The sequence below is a fragment of the Streptomyces sp. NBC_00234 genome (genome assembly GCF_036195325.1).
Lineage (GTDB): Bacteria > Actinomycetota > Actinomycetes > Streptomycetales > Streptomycetaceae > Streptomyces.
Genome location: NZ_CP108101.1, coordinates 922,676 through 936,996 on the forward strand (window position 1 = coordinate 922,676; position 14,321 = coordinate 936,996).

Sequence of the window (14,321 nt, forward strand, 5' to 3'; positions counted from 1 at the left end):
CAGTGGTACTCCCTGGGGAGTACTCCGGGGCGGGCCGACGGCGCGGGGCGGTCCTGCGGGACGCCGCCGGGCGAGGGGTGGCCCGGCGCGCCGGCCCGGCCCCGTCGGCGCCGGTCAGTCGTGCCGGGGCCGGGTGGGGGCCGGGTTGGGTACGTCGGTGATCCCGACCGCACGGGCGAGATCGCCCGCGGCCTGCCGGAACATCGCCTCCCTGGCCTCGACGACCCGGTTGAACTGGCCGAAGACCTCGAAGGAGATCAGGCCGAAGAGCTGCGCCCAGGCCGCGACCAGTGCGACGACGACGGCGGGCGGCAGGTCGGGGGCGAGGTCGGCTGCCATCCGGGCGGCCTCGGGGCGCAGTTCCTCCGAAAGCGGCGGAACCGCAAGCCCGTCGGCGCGGTAGGCGTCACGGACGAGGCCGATGAGGACGAGCCCCACGCGGGAGGCGGGGCCGACGGTGTCCTGCGGGGCGATGTAGCCGGGGACGGGCGACCCGTAGATCAGCGCGTACTCGTGGGGGTGGGCGACGGCCCAGTCCCGTACGGCGCAGGCGACCGCCGTCCAGCGCTCCCGATACCCGCCGACGGCCGCACCGGACGCCCTGGTTCCCGACGCCCTGCTGCCGGACGCGCTGCTGCCCGACGCCCCGGTTCCAGGCGCCCCCGCAGGCCCTCCGGCGGCATCCCGGGCGGCCTCCGCCGTCTCGCCCACGGCGTCGTAGGCATCGACGATGAGCGCCGTCAGCAGTTCGTCACGGCTGGGGAAGTAGCGATAGAGCGCCGAGGAGACCATGCCCAGTTCGCGGGCGACCGCTCGCAGGGACAGCTTCGCGGCGCCGTCCGCCGCGAGCTGCTTCCGCGCCTCGTCCTTGATGGCGGCGGTCACTTCGATGCGGGCGCGTTCCCTGGCCCCTTTGATCTTGCTCATGACGTCCACTCTCCCACGAAAACAGAGCACCGGCCAATATAGAGAGCAGTGCTCTTGCTTTTGCGCACCCGTCTCGTACACACTGATCTCAAGCGAGAGCACCGCTCTCCAATAGCCGGAGGTTCCCATGTCGCAGCCGTACTACCTTCAGGGAAGCCCGTTCGCCATCCGGATGAACAGCGCCATCGGCTGGCTCGCCCGGCACGGCATCAGCCTGCTCGGCACGGCGGAGATGTCGGTGCGCGGCCGGAAGAGCGGTCAGATGCAGCGCATCCCCGTGAACCCCCACGTCCACGAGGGCGCGCAGTACCTGGTCTCGGCCCGCGGCCACTCCCAGTGGGTGCGCAACATGCGGGCCGCGGGCGGCGGTGAGCTGCGCGTGGGCCGCAGAACCCGGACCTTCACGGCCGTGGAGATCGCGGACGACGAGCAGAAGATGCTGATCGTCCGCGCCTACCTGGAGCGGTGGGGCTGGGAGGTCAACCAGTACTTCAAGGGCATCACCGCGAAGTCGACCGACGCGGAGCTGCTCGCGGCCTGCCCCGACCACCCCGTCTTCCGGATCACCGTCCAGGGCTGAGCAGCCCGCCACCGGACCGCTCGGCCACCGGAGAAGCCCCGCCTCCGGACCCGCCCCGGCCATCGGAGAAGCCCCGCTCCCGGACGGACCCGCCCGGCCACCGGGACCCCTCGGTTTCGGCCTCGCGACCCCGGTGCCCCGCTAGCGGTCCATCGCCGACAGCGCCCGCTGCGCCAGCGGGTGCGTACGGACCAGCTCGGCGAGCGAGGTCGTCCCCCGCGTCACGCCGGCGAACGCCGTCCAGGCCGGCCGGAAGCCCGTCAGCACGGCGTGCAGAACCCCGGGGCGGCGCTCGAACAGCTTGAGCATGCGACGGCCGACGCTCATCTCGACGCCCAGCCCCGCCTTGATGGCGAACGCGTAGTTGAGGGCCTGGCGCCGGGCATCGACCGCGTCGTGCGACTCCGCGATCCGGACCGCCCACTCACCCGCGAGGCGCCCGGAGCGCAGCGCGAACGAGATCCCCTCCCGGGTCCACGGCTCCAGCAGTCCCGCCGCGTCCCCGCACACCACCACCCGGCCGCGCGAGAGCGGTGAGTCGTCGCTGCGGCAGCGCGTGAGATGACCGGAGGAGATCTTCGGCTCGAAGCCGGCGAGCCCGAGCCGGGCGATGAAGTCCTCCAGATACCGCTTGGTGCCCGCGCCGTCGCCGCGCGCCGAGATCACACCGACCGTCAGGGTGTCACCCTTGGGGAAGACCCACCCGTAACTTCCGGGCATCGGGCCCCAGTCGATGAGCACCCGCCCCGCCCAGTCCTCCGCGACCGTCTCCGGAACCGGGATCTCCGCCTCCAGACCAAGGTCCACCTGGTCGAGCTTGACCCCGACGTGTGCTCCTATGCGGCCCGCGCTGCCGTCGGCACCGACGACCGCCCGGGCGAGCACGGTCTCGCCGCCGGTGAGCACCACGGCGACCGTACGCCGGTCCGGCACGGCCGAGCCGTGCTGCTCCACGCGCTGCACCGCGACGCCGGTGCGCAGTTCGGCGCCCGCCTTCTGTGCGTGCTCCACCAGACCCGCGTCGAACTCGGGCCGGTTGATCAGCCCGAAGAGCATGCGCCTGGAGCGGCGGGTGCGGGCGAACTTCCCGTTGAGCGAGAAGGTGACGGCGTGGACCCGGTCCTGCAGGGGCAGTTCGAAGCCCGGGGGCAGGGAGTCACGCGAATACCCGATGATGCCGCCGCCGCACGTCTTGTACCGGGGCAGTTCGGCCTTCTCCAGCAGGAGCACCCGTCGGCCCGCGACGGCCGCCGCATACGCCGCGGAGGCTCCGGCCGGACCCGCGCCGACTACGACCACGTCCCATACCGACTCCGGTACCGACGGCTCTTCGTGCTCACGTCCGGCGTCTGCGTTCTCGCTGCTCACGATGTGCTTCTGCTCCCGATCCGACCAGTGGCCCCAGCTGCTCACGGCATCCTACGGCGCGTTGCGGCCGAGCCCCCCTGTGGGAGGATCGGCCATGCTTTTGTCGTACATTCGACGCCGCACCCACAGCGTCACCCACGATGCGTACACCACCGCGCCGTAGACATAACGTCGCACCCACGAGGAGCGTGCCCATGACCGCCCGTCCGATTCCCGAGACCGTCGCTTCGCTGATGCCCCGCGCCAAGACGGAGCTGGCCGAGCTGGTGGCGTTCCGGTCGGTGGCGGATCCCGCGCAGTTCCCGAAGAGCGAGTGCGAGGGGGCCGCCCGCTGGGTCGCCGACGCACTGCGCGCCGAGGACTTCCAGGACGTCGCCCTGCTCGACACGCCTGACGGCACCCAGTCGGTCTACGGATCCCTGCCCGGCCCCGCCGGTGCCCCGACCGTGCTGCTCTACGCGCACTACGACGTACAGCCGCCGCTCGACGAGTCGGCCTGGCTCTCCCCGCCCTTCGAGCTGACCGAGCGCGACGGCCGGTGGTTCGGCCGCGGTGCCGCCGACTGCAAGGGCGGCTTCATCATGCATCTGCTCGCGCTGCGCGCCCTCAAGGCGAACGGCGGCGTCCCGGTCTCCGTCAAGGTGATCGTGGAGGGCTCGGAGGAGCAGGGCACCGGCGGTCTGGAGCGGTACGCGGAGGCGCACCCCGAGCTGCTCGTCGCCGACACGATCGTCATCGGTGACACCGGGAACTTCCGGGTCGGCCTGCCCACGGTCACCGCGACGCTGCGCGGTATGACGATGCTGCGGGTGACGCTCGACACCCTCGAAGGGAACCTGCACTCGGGGCAGTTCGGCGGCGCGGCCCCCGATGCGCTGGCCGCGATGATCCAGCTGCTGGCGTCGCTGCGCGCGGCGGACGGCACGACCACGGTCGACGGCCTCACCTCGGACACGACGTGGGAAGGGCTGCAGTACCCGGAGGGCGAGTTCCGCAAGGACGCGAAGGTCCTCGACGGTGTGGAGCTGATCGGTACGGGCACGGTCGCGGACCGCATCTGGGCGCGGCCGGCCGTCACCGTCATCGGTATCGACTGCCCGCCGGTCGTGGGAGCCACGCCGTCGGTCCAGGCGAGCGCGCGGGCCCAGATCAGCCTGCGGGTTCCGCCGGGCCACGACGCCGCCGAGGCGACGAAGCTGCTGACCGCGCACCTGGAGTCGCACGCCCCGTGGGGTGCGCGGGTCGCCGTGGAGCAGGTCGGCCAGGGCCAGCCGTTCCGCGCGGACATCACCAGCCCCGCGTACACGTCGATGGCGGACGCCATGCGGGTGGCGTACCCGGGCGAGGAGATGCAGTCCTCCGGCATGGGCGGCTCGATCCCGCTGTGCAACACCCTCGCGGGCCTGTACCCGGAGGCGGAGATCCTGCTGATCGGTCTGAGCGAGCCCGAGGCGCAGATCCACGCGGTGAACGAGAGCGTGTCGCCCGAGGAACTGGAGCGGCTCTCGGTCACCGAGGCGCTGTTCCTGCAGAACTACGCGGACTCCAAGAGGGCCTGACCCCGGCCACGGCCGGTTCCCGGCGAAGTCGCCAGGAGCAGATTTCCGTGCGGCGGACCTGAGCAGCTGCCTAGGTTCGCCGCATGGAACTCGTCGAGGTGCTCCCTCAGCTGCACATGTTCCGCTTCCGGATCGGCCAGGCGTATCTCTGGCGGGACGGCGCGGACCTGACCCTGATCGACGCGGGCGACATCAACGCGGCGTCCGCCATCGAGAACGCCGTGCGCGGTCTCGGCCTGGACCCCGCGGGGATCAGCCGGATCGTCGTCACCCACGGTCACCGCGACCACTACGGTGCCGCCCAGGAACTCGCCGACCGGTACGGCGCCGACATCCTGGCCCACGGCCTCGACGCCCCGTCGATCCGGGGCGAGGAGCCGGTGCCCGATCCCGTACTCCTCGACTGGGAACGCCCGTTGTACGCGAACGGGCTGACCGTCCCCCCGGCTCCGCCGACCCGGGTCGACCACGAGGTGGCGGACGGCGACGAGCTGCCGTTCGGCGGGGGCGCCCGGATCGTCCACGCCCCCGGCCACACCCCTGGCTCCATCGGCATCCATCTGCCGTACTACGACGTGCTGTTCACGGGCGACTCCGTGGCCGGCGTCGACCAGGCGATGCTGGGCGTGTTCAACACCGACCCCGCTCAGGCCCAGGACTCGTTCCGGCGACTGGCCGCGCTGGCCCCGTCCGTCGCCTGTTTCGGCCACGGCGACCCGCTCACCGCCGACGCGCCGGCGATCCTGCGGGCAGCCGCCGACCGGGACCCGGCAGGGTGACGGGCCGGCCTGACCGGCGGCGTCGGGCCCGCCGGGCGGTGCCGGTCACCCCACCGGCACCCCGGCCTCCAGATTGAGCACCGAAGAGCGCTCGCGGGCCCGCAGCGCCCACCGCAGGCGTTCGTAGCGCGTGGGCGGCAGCATGGACGCCGCCTCCTCCTCGGTGACGAACCGCCATCCGCGCAACTCGGCCCCTGGCAGCACTAGTTGATCGGCAACCTCGCGGCGCAGCAGGCCGCCGTCGAAGAGGAAGCGCAACCCGCCGTAGCCGGGCGGTCGCGGCGACTCCCAGTCGATGACCAGAAGCTTCGGCACCGTGTCGAGGCGCAGCCCGATCTCTTCGGCGACCTCCCGGATTCCGGCCTGCGCGGGAGCCTCGCCCGCCTCCACGACGCCGCCGGGGAATTCCCAGCCGGGTTTGTACGTGGGGTCGACGAGCAGGACCCGGTCCTGCTCGTCGAAGAACAGGACTCCGGCGGCGACGGTCTCCGCGGTCGGCTCCGGCGTCTGGACGATGCCGCACTCCCTGGCCGCCCCGGTGCGTACGGCCTCGGCGATGCGCTCGGCCGTCTCGTGCGGGGTGAGGGTGCTGGTGTCGATCGTGTGGGCGTCGGCGGTGATCCAGCCGAGGGCCGCCCGGTAGGGCTCGATGTGGTCCAGGGCCCAGTCCTGGATGCGTCCGCCGGGCTCAGGACGGTCGGCGAACTCCTCCCGGCCGGAGATCCGTTCACGCAGGATCGTTTCCTCCGGCGAGAGGAGCACATGACGCACGGGTATCCGCCGGGCGGCGAGTCCTCCGAAGATCTCGTCGCGGTACTCCTGGCGGAGCAGGGTCATCGGCACGACGAGCACCCCGGGCAGCTCGGCGAGGAGCGCGGCTGCCGTGTCCACCACCATGCGCCGCCAGATCGGCAGGTCCTGGAAGTCGGTGACCTCGGCGAGCCTCTTCTGCGGCAGCAGGTGACTCAGTCCCGCACCGGTCAGTTCGGGATCGTACACAGTGCTGTTCGGGAGCAGATCGATCAGTTCGCACGCGGCGCTCGTCTTGCCCGCACCGAACGCACCGTTGATCCAGACGATCATTCGTACTCCAAGACGGGAAGGCCTCTGAACAGGGACGGAGCAGCATCGTGCAAGTCATCTGGGAGCGACATGGGAAAGGAAGGCGTCCACAACCCCGCACCCACTACTTCTTTCTCCCATACGCGCCGAAGGTAGTCCACGATTCCCTCCTCCATCGCGACCGTCACCTCGCTGTACACACCCTCCACACCCGGAAGCTCATGCCCCATTCGGGCCTCCACCGCCACGCGCGGAATGCCACCCGACTCAGCGCGTGGCCGTCTCCGTACGCGAGGGCACCATCTCCTCCTCCCCACTGCTCAAGCGCGGCGTCATCGCCGACAACGACCCCATCGAGCAGGAGAAGGCGATGAAGTTCAACGCGCTGCTCACGAACGCCGTGCTCTTCCACAGCGCCCTGGACATCGCGGAGATCGTGCGGCAGCTGCTGGAGGAGGGATGGGAGATCGACCCGGAAGACCTGGCGCACATCTCGCCGTACCTGACCGAACACATCAACCGGTTCGGCGAGTACAGCACCCACGAACTCGGCATCCAGCCCGAGGCGTACGACCCGAAACTCGACGTCGACTTCACCCCGCTGCGCGAGCAGGACCTGACCCCCGCCGGCCTCGGCCAGGCCGCCTGAACCGTGAGGTGAACTAGCTGGTGACGTCCTTCACGGGAGCGGACCGGTATACCCCAGAAACCTGCTGCGAGGGTCAGCCTCCAACACCGTGGCCTGGGCAGATGATCCGATAGCGCTGCCGTGGGGACGGGGTTTGTGACGGTTCTCGTAAGCCCTCGCCGTATTTCAGAGGGATACCCGCGCTGTTCTGCCAGCGGCAGAACACCAGCCGGACCGGGCTCGACGATCACTACAGTCCAGTCTCATGAGGACGATTACGACGCGTACGGTCGAGTATCCGGCCGACGGTTTGACGATGATCGGGCACCTCGCGCTCCCGGCCGGCGTCGACCGCCGGCCCGCGGTGCTGCTCGGACCAGAGGGCATGGGGCTCAGCGACGTCGAGCGCCGCCGGGCCGATGCTCTCGCCGAACTGGGATATGTAGCGCTGGCCTTCGACCTTCACGGCGGGCGCTATTTGGGCGACCCCGAGGAGATGCTGGCCCGTTGCCTGCCGCTGCTCGCTGATCCGGACCGGATGCGGGGCATCGGCCATGCGGCGCTCGACGTGTTGCGCACCGAACCGCGGACCGACCCCGACCGGATCGCCGCCGTCGGCTACGGCACCGGGGGCGCCGTCGGGCTGGAACTCGGGCGCGGCGGCGTCAGCCTGCGCGCGATCGGGACAGTCAACGGACTGACCACGGGCCGACCGGGCGAGGCGGCGCGCATTCGCTGCCCGGTGTGGGCCGGGGTCGGGTCGGAAGACCCGATCATGCCGCCCGCGCAACGGAACGCGTTCACCGCTGAGATGCAGGCCGCGGGCATCGACTGGCGCCTCGCGGTCTACGGTGGCGCCTTGCACGCCTTCCACCACCCGCCGGTCGATCACCCCACGGTCCCCGGCGTCGGCTACCACCCACAGCACGCGCAGCGAGCCTGGCGCGACGTCGTCGACCTGCTCGCCGAGTGCCTGCCCGTGACGGAGGATCTGGGGCATGTCCCAGGTAAGCATGCTGGCGCCGGGCACTGACAGTCCCCTCCCCTCAAGTCCGCACAGCAGAACCGCATTCGGGCGGATGCTCGATCGCGGATACGCGTTCGCAACTGCCGCAGTAGATGCCGGATTTACCCCGACAGAGCCCCTACCGTGATCACCGCGACCTGCGGCGGGCCATTCCGGCCGCCGGGGCGAGGTGTACGCATTTACTGCGGCAGCCGGTCAGAGGTCTGCTCAGACCCGTGCGCACCTCAAGAACTCACAGTTTCCTCGGGGAATTCTCCGACGGAGTGGCGACGGACGGCACCGTTTTCCGACGAGTCGCGGTCGCGGTGGCCTCATGCGGTCCGGGTGCGTCGCGCTCGGCTTCGAGCCAGCCCAGCCGAGCCGCCTGGAAGCCCAGCTGTACGCGATTCTGTACCTTCGCGACGTCCATCAGGTGCCGGACCCGGCGCTGCACCGTTCGCAGGGATCCGCGGAGTTGGGCGGCGATCGCTTGGTCGGTGAGGCCGGTCAGCGACAGGCTGAGGATCTGTGCATCCAGATCATCGATGCCGGACGCGTTCTGCAAGGCCCCGGCAGAGGTGACAAACTGCGTCGCCTTCTCCCATTCGGACTCGAACAGTGCTATCAGCGCGTCGAGCAGGCTGCTCGAGTACACGAGCAGGGCTTCCGCCGGTGCTGCATCGGTCCGACCGAGGAGTGGAACAATGGCGAACTCGCGGTCTACGATGAAGAGTTTCAGTGGCACGGTCTCGGCGAATCGGACCTCCTCTCCTGCGGCCCGCGCACGGGCAATCTCGTCGAACGACGGGACTCCCTCATTGAGCATCGCATTCTCGGGCACCGGGCGTTCGAGTACCACGCGGTAACGGACACCGCGCGCGATGACAGCGCCGTCGGTCCTGTTGCCGACCACGAAGACTGGCGCCTTGACGAAGTTCATGACCTCCTTCCGTGCACCGAGTTGTATTTGTCCGACACGCTCGCGAATGGCCTCGGTGCCGTGGATCACATCAATGACGTCACCGACGCCGCGCCCGAGGGCCGCCGAGCGGTAGATTTTGTCGAGGGAGTCGAGTTCGAGTTCCGCCCGCTTGAGCTCGTTCTGCCGCTGGCGCAGGAGTGCCTGCAGCGCCGCCGCCGGCGGGGAGGCCACGAATCGAGTGGGATCCCCGAGGCTGCGCGTGGCGAGTCTCCGGTCTTCGAGCACGCCGAGGATGCACACGACCTGGCGGGCTTCGCGGCCGACGGACTCGGCGAGTTCGGCGGGGGTGGCGGAGGCTACCGAGATGAGCGCGCGGTAGGTCTCCGACTCTGCGGTGCTTAGTCCCAGCACGTCCGAAAGCATGGTACTCCTCCGCGAATTGGTCGGCCCTGGCTATTTTGGCTGGGTTTGATTTTGATTCCCTGATGGCCGGTCGGCGAAGTGTCGGCTGCCTGCGGGAAAGGGCGATCGGGCACGCTGGGGCGGCCCTCCGACTCCTCGGCTCGCGGTTTGGCGGCCCTGGACGAACGTGCGCTGGGCCGGATCGCCGGCGCGGGCGCGGGCCCCACGATCTGGACTGCTGGGTCCGCCTGCCGGCCGTGCACAATCGGTCCGACTTCAAGCGGGGAGCGGGCCGGCGAGTTGAACCGACTTGGGCTGAACCGGGCAGTTACTGGCCACCGGTCCGCGATCGTTGGCCCTGCCCGTATTCGGCGAGGCTTCGCCGAATACGCGGGAGACGGCCGGGGCGAGACTCACGTCTCGCCCCGGTCGCGGCCCTCCGGTTGGGTTCATCGCTTCACCGGTTCACCTCAGCGCAGTTGGTACGCCTTGGGAATCGTCTGCTTGACGGTGTCCCCCGCACTGTCGGTCGCGGTGATCCGCAGTCCGACTTCTCCGGGAGCCTCGTCACGCTTCGGGTGCTCGATTTGCGCGGTGAACGTGTTCTGCTTGTCGGCCTGGGTGGTGATTGCCGGCTGCCAGGTCTTGCCGCCGTCGACGCTGGCCTCGACCCGCAACTTCGTCACGGTCGGTGGCTTGCTGAGCCGATCCTGGTAGTAGCCGGTGACGGTGATGGAGTGGAGGCCGCCGGCCTTGGCGGTGTTGTCCAGATCAAGGCCCAGGTCGTACCGCAGGAAGATCAGCGGCTCCGGACGGCACTTACCAGGATCCTTGACGATGGCGTCCGCGATGCACGGTTGCGACGTCGGCGTGTCTGCCTTGTCCGGCCGGTCGGACGTGTACTCCCACACGGTCTTGACCCCGTTGGTGTCCGCCTCGTACGAGTAGCGGGCTGATTCCGCAGGCAGGTCGTACGTGATGACGTCAGCGCTACCGCAACTCGTCATCGCGAGCACCCCGAGGGCTGTCAGCGCCGCAAGGTTCACTGTCCGGCGCCACTTCGATGGCACGGTCGCGTTCATCGGACCGGTCTCCTTTCTCGCTTCGGTCATCACCGCTTGCTCCCCGACACCAGGTTCGGCGCGTTGCCGGGCTCGCCGAGCTGGAAGGCGAACTCGAGGGGTACGAGCCGTTGCTCGAGTTCGTCGCCGGCCTGGTTGGAAAGGCGGACGTCACAGGTGGTACAGGTCCCTATCCCGTAGAGGAGCGGGAACAAGACCGTTTCGTTGACCATGCCGATCACGGCCTGCCGGCCGCCTCCGCTGCCGGTCAGGTACATGGTCGGCCAGAATCGGTCGGCCTCCCGGCAGCCGGCGCACGGCAGGCCGACGCTGTTGGTGAAGCCCGACTTGGTGCGGACCTGGGGCACCGCGCCGGGCAGGGACGGGCCCGTGCTCCAGTTGATCGTGTTCTTCCTGTCGAGCGCCAGGTCCTGGGTTTCGCCCGGGCGCGATCCAGTCGCCAGCACGGACGGCCCGACGTAATGCCTGGTGGCCAGCTCAAATGTGTCGACCGCGTGGTCGTCCCGCGTGACCCACGTGGTGAGCTGCCGTTGGCTGGCCGGCTTGGGCAGGTCCATCTCCACTGCAACCGGGCCGGCGTCGGTGGTCCGGCTCCAGCCGAAGTAGGAAGTCACCCCGAGCCGGTCGGCGTGGATACGGTGGTCGACACGGTCGAGCTCCTCGGGCAGGACCTGGTGCGGCAGGCTGGCGGGGATCCGACCGTTGGTGCTGAACGCCAGCGCGTAGCTCTTCGACACCTCGCTGTTGCCGCCGAGTTCGACCTGGACGCCGGGCGTCGCCCCGCCCTCGATCCGCCGGATCAGCGTGGCGGCCTCGGCCGGGGGTACGGTCACGATCGGCAACGCCGCGTACTCCTCGACCGGCGGGCAGCTGTCCGGACCGTTCTCGCAGTTGTAGTGCCGGGTCCCGTACGACTCCAGGGTGACCCGGTCGGTCCCGCCGGCCACCAGCACCCCGATCGCACCCGCCGCGGCAGCCGCGGCCACTCGCTCACGGAGTGCGGTGAAGTTGCAGGTCGTCGTGCAGATGTCGGTCGGCCGCACCAGCACCAGCGCGCCCTTGGCGTCGACCTTGGCGAGCTCCTCGGCCGAGCCGGTGCCCGCGTAGACCACGGGCTTCTGACCATTGGTGGGCAGTCGAGGGATCGTCAACTGCACGTGGCGGACCTGGTTCCTTCCGTCTTCCTTCCATCCCTGGGTCCCGCCGTGGATGGAGGTGTCCGGCGTCGCGTAGCGGGCGCCGAGGTCGAAGGAGTCACCGTTGCCCGTGACCTTCATCGTTACTGACGGCGGTACCAGGACATGCTGGCTGTTGAAGGAGAGCGTGCCGAGGCTCACCTCGCTGGTCGGCAGTGCCCACCAGTTAGGTTCACCGGGACCGTAGGTGGTGCCGAGCTTTGCGGCAAGCCCCCAATTGCCGTCCACAGAGGCCCGCTTGATCTGGAAGGCCGCGCCGTATGTCTCCGTCGACTCCGGGGCGTTCACTCTGATCGGCTTGGCCTTCCGCAAGTCCAGCTCCACCGTGGTCGCCCCGGTGACCTGCACCTGCGGTGCCATCGGTGCGGCCCTGTGCAGCTCACCGGCCGCGTCCCGCCACGTCATCGTGAGCGCCGACGCGACAGTACCGGCGAAGACCCTGGCCTTGATCGTCTCGCCCCCCGGTGCCACCTGCGGGTCCTCGTAAAGGCCCAGCTTGTCCTCGTTCATCGGGACGATCAGCGCGTTGCCGTACCGGACGTCGGTGGCGCCGGCCGGAGGAATGACCTTGATGGTCAGGTCGTGACGGATCGGCTCCAGGAACGCCGAGATCCGCGACGTTCCCAGCGTCGTCCCCGTGCTGTCCTTGGCGGTCAGGGCGCCTGCGTATCCACCGTACTGCCCGGCATCCTCTGCCAACTTGGCGTTCAGGGTCACCGCGACGTCGGTCGAACCCTTGGCGGGCACGGTCACCTGGTCGGCGCTGAGCGTGAACAGCCCCGCCGGCGTGGGCTTGCCCGCGTAGGAGGCCGAGGCGGAGAGCGTCAGCGTGATCGGCTCGTCGGTCCAGTTGGTGTAGGTGACCGTCTTGGACGTCGACGAGTGCGGGAACTCGAAGCGGCCGAAGTTCAGGTTCCCGTCCGGGATGATCTTCGGATCGATCGCACGGGCCACGTCCACCCGGCCGGCCCCCTGCGCGTACACGTCGTGGCCCAGGTCCTTGGCGGTGGCCATCAGCAGCGCCTTGATTTGCCGCCCGCTGAAGTCCGGGTACTTCTGGGCGATGATCGCCGCGGCGCCGGCCATGTGGGGCGTGGCCATGGAAGTGCCACTGGCGGACGTGTAGTAGTCGTCCACGACCGTGCCCATCGCGGTGCCCTTGGCCCGGGCGGCGGCGATGGCGACGCCCGGAGCCGCGATGTCCGGCTTGGCCCCGCCGTCCCCGATCCGAGGTCCGCGGCTGGAGAAGGGGGCCATCTGGTCGCTCTTGTCCACGGCCGCGACCGTCAGCGCCTCGTCGGCTGAACCCGGCGACCCGACCGTCTTGGCGTCCGGGCCGTTGTTGCCCGCGGCAATGACGAACAGGGTGCCGTAATCAAGGCTGAGCTTGTTCACCGCCTTGCTCAGCACGTCCGTTCCGTCGGAGGCCGGGCCACCGAGGCTCATGTTCACCACATCGGCACCGGACTGGGCGGCCCACTCCATGCCGGCGATGACCGCGTCGCCGGAGCACGAGCCGTCCGAACCGCAGACTCTGCCGATGAGCAGATTCGCACCGGGCGCCACACCGCGACGCAGCCCGTCGGAGGCCTCTCCGGTGCCGGCGATCGTGGACGCCACATGGGTACCGTGCCCGTGTTCGTCCACCGCTCCAGTCGGGCTGCCGGTGAAGTCAACCGCCTCGGCGATCCGGTCGGCGAGATCGGGGTGGGTGGCATCGATGCCACTGTCCAGCACCGCGACCTTCACGTTTGAACCGTCATAGCCGCGGCTCCAAGCGGCGGGCGCGCCGATCTGCGGTACGGACGTGTCGAGCTGAATCTTCGTCAGCTCGTTCAGCCACACCTTTTTCACTCCGGCAAGCGGGCCGACGGTCCGAGCGGCGGAGGCGGACTTGCCGGCGTTCTTCTCCCGTACCTCTCGCCACCACTCGCCGTTGCCCTTGATGGTCATCGAGCGGGCGTTGATGCTCTTCAGGACGCGCTTAGCCTTGGTACCGGCGGCGGTCGGCGCCGTCCGAGCGCTGGTCTTTCCGGTGTACGCGGCGATAGCCGGGACCTCACCGGTCGTACCCTCGGCCGCCCAAGCGGCCAGCTTGCCAAGGTTGAAGAGCTCCCAGTCCAGCAGGTCGGCACGGATCAACGGCAACACGTCATCCGGTACGACGTAGACCTGGCCGCTCCTGGTGATGGTCTGGAAGAGCACCGACTCGTTCCCGGGCCGCGTTGCCTGCTCGATCTCGTGGACGACCGGCTTCCCGTCCGCGGTGACACCGATCTGCACCTTGTCGCCGGTCATCAGCGTCAGTGACAGCTTTGCCTGAGTTCCGGCGGCGGCGCGGAGAAGGCTGCTGTCGCCGACCGAAGTGGGCAGGACCTGGTTGAGGGTGGTAGGGGCAGACGGGGCGGGGGTTGGGTCGGCAGCATTCGCCGAGGTGGTCGGTATGACCATCCCGAGGACCGTGATGCCGGTGATCGCGACGGCGAGCCGTTGCCCGAAACGCCTCATCGCCAGGCCTCCTGAGATGCCGTTCTGTGAGCTTCTCCGTAAATCTGCTGTATGGATTGCACAAGCGACTCCCAGTCGTCGTGGCAAAGAATCAGTTCAGACAGATACTCAGGCTCGGCATGGGCAAAGACAACTGATAGGCAGTGGCGTATTTCCTCCTTGTCGGAAACCCGCCACAACAGCCGTCCGGACAACCGACGGGGAACCACCGAGCCGCTCTGGCGATGCTCTTCGGGCGCAACGGAGAGCCACTTCAAGATGCGCGGCAAGTCCCCGGCAATCCAACCCCGGAGAATTCACGG

The 14,321-nt window shown here is 69.4% G+C and carries 11 protein-coding genes; 5 read left to right on the forward strand and 6 right to left on the reverse strand.

Features of this window, described 5'->3' with window-relative positions:
* Positions 1 to 114 precede the first annotated feature (114 nt).
* Positions 115 to 927, reverse strand: coding sequence for a TetR/AcrR family transcriptional regulator (locus tag OG230_RS03755; protein WP_328908686.1), 813 nt, complete (start codon positions 925 to 927; stop codon positions 115 to 117).
* A 127-nt stretch (positions 928 to 1,054) separates the two neighbouring features.
* Between OG230_RS03755 and OG230_RS03760 the strand changes: the two genes are divergently transcribed.
* Complete coding sequence (locus OG230_RS03760; RefSeq protein WP_328908687.1) at positions 1,055 to 1,507, forward strand: nitroreductase family deazaflavin-dependent oxidoreductase; 453 nt, start codon at positions 1,055 to 1,057, stop codon at positions 1,505 to 1,507.
* A 141-nt stretch (positions 1,508 to 1,648) separates the two neighbouring features.
* On the opposite strand, the gene OG230_RS03765 is transcribed toward OG230_RS03760, so the two are convergent.
* Positions 1,649 to 2,875, reverse strand: coding sequence for a geranylgeranyl reductase family protein (locus tag OG230_RS03765; protein ID WP_328908688.1), 1,227 nt, complete (start codon positions 2,873 to 2,875; stop codon positions 1,649 to 1,651).
* A 194-nt stretch (positions 2,876 to 3,069) separates the two neighbouring features.
* Here OG230_RS03765 and OG230_RS03770 point away from each other — a divergent pair, with 194 nt between their 5' ends.
* Together OG230_RS03770 and OG230_RS03775 are read left to right on the forward strand one after the other, a co-directional pair.
* Positions 3,070 to 4,434 (forward strand): dipeptidase, encoded by a 1,365-nt coding sequence (locus tag OG230_RS03770; protein ID WP_328908689.1) that lies wholly within the window; start codon positions 3,070 to 3,072, stop codon positions 4,432 to 4,434.
* 83 nt (positions 4,435 to 4,517) lie between these two features.
* Positions 4,518 to 5,213: an MBL fold metallo-hydrolase gene (locus OG230_RS03775; protein ID WP_328908690.1), complete on the forward strand. Its 696-nt coding sequence runs from the start codon at positions 4,518 to 4,520 to the stop codon at positions 5,211 to 5,213.
* Positions 5,214 to 5,258: 45 nt separating this feature from the next.
* Here OG230_RS03775 and OG230_RS03780 read toward each other — a convergent pair whose 3' ends face one another.
* Complete coding sequence (locus OG230_RS03780) at positions 5,259 to 6,296, reverse strand: NUDIX hydrolase (protein ID WP_328908691.1); 1,038 nt, start codon at positions 6,294 to 6,296, stop codon at positions 5,259 to 5,261.
* Between the two features lie 253 nt (positions 6,297 to 6,549).
* Between OG230_RS03780 and OG230_RS03785 the strand changes: the two genes are divergently transcribed.
* Both OG230_RS03785 and OG230_RS03790 read left to right on the forward strand, forming a co-directional pair.
* Positions 6,550 to 6,924, forward strand: a complete 375-nt coding sequence (locus OG230_RS03785) for a Tn3 family transposase (protein WP_328908692.1) — start codon at positions 6,550 to 6,552, stop codon at positions 6,922 to 6,924.
* A gap of 244 nt (positions 6,925 to 7,168) precedes the next feature.
* The gene (locus OG230_RS03790) at positions 7,169 to 7,936 is read left to right on the forward strand and encodes a dienelactone hydrolase family protein (RefSeq protein ID WP_328908693.1); all 768 of its coding nucleotides are present in this window, start codon (positions 7,169 to 7,171) and stop codon (positions 7,934 to 7,936) included.
* Positions 7,937 to 8,162: 226 nt separating this feature from the next.
* Here OG230_RS03790 and OG230_RS03795 read toward each other — a convergent pair whose 3' ends face one another.
* From OG230_RS03795 to OG230_RS03805, 3 genes are all read right to left on the reverse strand, one after another.
* Entirely contained in the window at positions 8,163 to 9,254 is a 1,092-nt protein-coding gene (locus tag OG230_RS03795) for a helix-turn-helix domain-containing protein (protein WP_328908694.1), read from the reverse strand.
* A gap of 449 nt (positions 9,255 to 9,703) precedes the next feature.
* Entirely contained in the window at positions 9,704 to 10,348 is a 645-nt protein-coding gene (locus tag OG230_RS03800) for a hypothetical protein (RefSeq protein WP_328908695.1), read from the reverse strand.
* The gene (locus OG230_RS03805; protein ID WP_328908696.1) at positions 10,345 to 14,019 is read right to left on the reverse strand and encodes a S8 family peptidase; all 3,675 of its coding nucleotides are present in this window, start codon (positions 14,017 to 14,019) and stop codon (positions 10,345 to 10,347) included. Before OG230_RS03805 ends, OG230_RS03800 begins: the two co-directional genes overlap by 4 nt.
* Positions 14,020 to 14,321 lie beyond the last annotated feature (302 nt).

Coding starts and splice junctions, on each gene's coding strand:
- OG230_RS03755 (WP_328908686.1), bottom strand. CDS start 927: ATGAGCAAGATCAAAGGGGCCAGGGAACGCGCCCGCATCGAAGTGACC.
- OG230_RS03760 (WP_328908687.1), top strand. CDS start 1,055: ATGTCGCAGCCGTACTACCTTCAGGGAAGCCCGTTCGCCATCCGGATG.
- OG230_RS03770 (WP_328908689.1), top strand. CDS start 3,070: ATGACCGCCCGTCCGATTCCCGAGACCGTCGCTTCGCTGATGCCCCGC.
- OG230_RS03775 (WP_328908690.1), top strand. CDS start 4,518: ATGGAACTCGTCGAGGTGCTCCCTCAGCTGCACATGTTCCGCTTCCGG.
- OG230_RS03780 (WP_328908691.1), bottom strand. CDS start 6,296: ATGATCGTCTGGATCAACGGTGCGTTCGGTGCGGGCAAGACGAGCGCC.
- OG230_RS03790 (WP_328908693.1), top strand. CDS start 7,169: ATGAGGACGATTACGACGCGTACGGTCGAGTATCCGGCCGACGGTTTG.
- OG230_RS03795 (WP_328908694.1), bottom strand. CDS start 9,254: ATGCTTTCGGACGTGCTGGGACTAAGCACCGCAGAGTCGGAGACCTAC.
- OG230_RS03805 (WP_328908696.1), bottom strand. CDS start 14,019: ATGAGGCGTTTCGGGCAACGGCTCGCCGTCGCGATCACCGGCATCACG.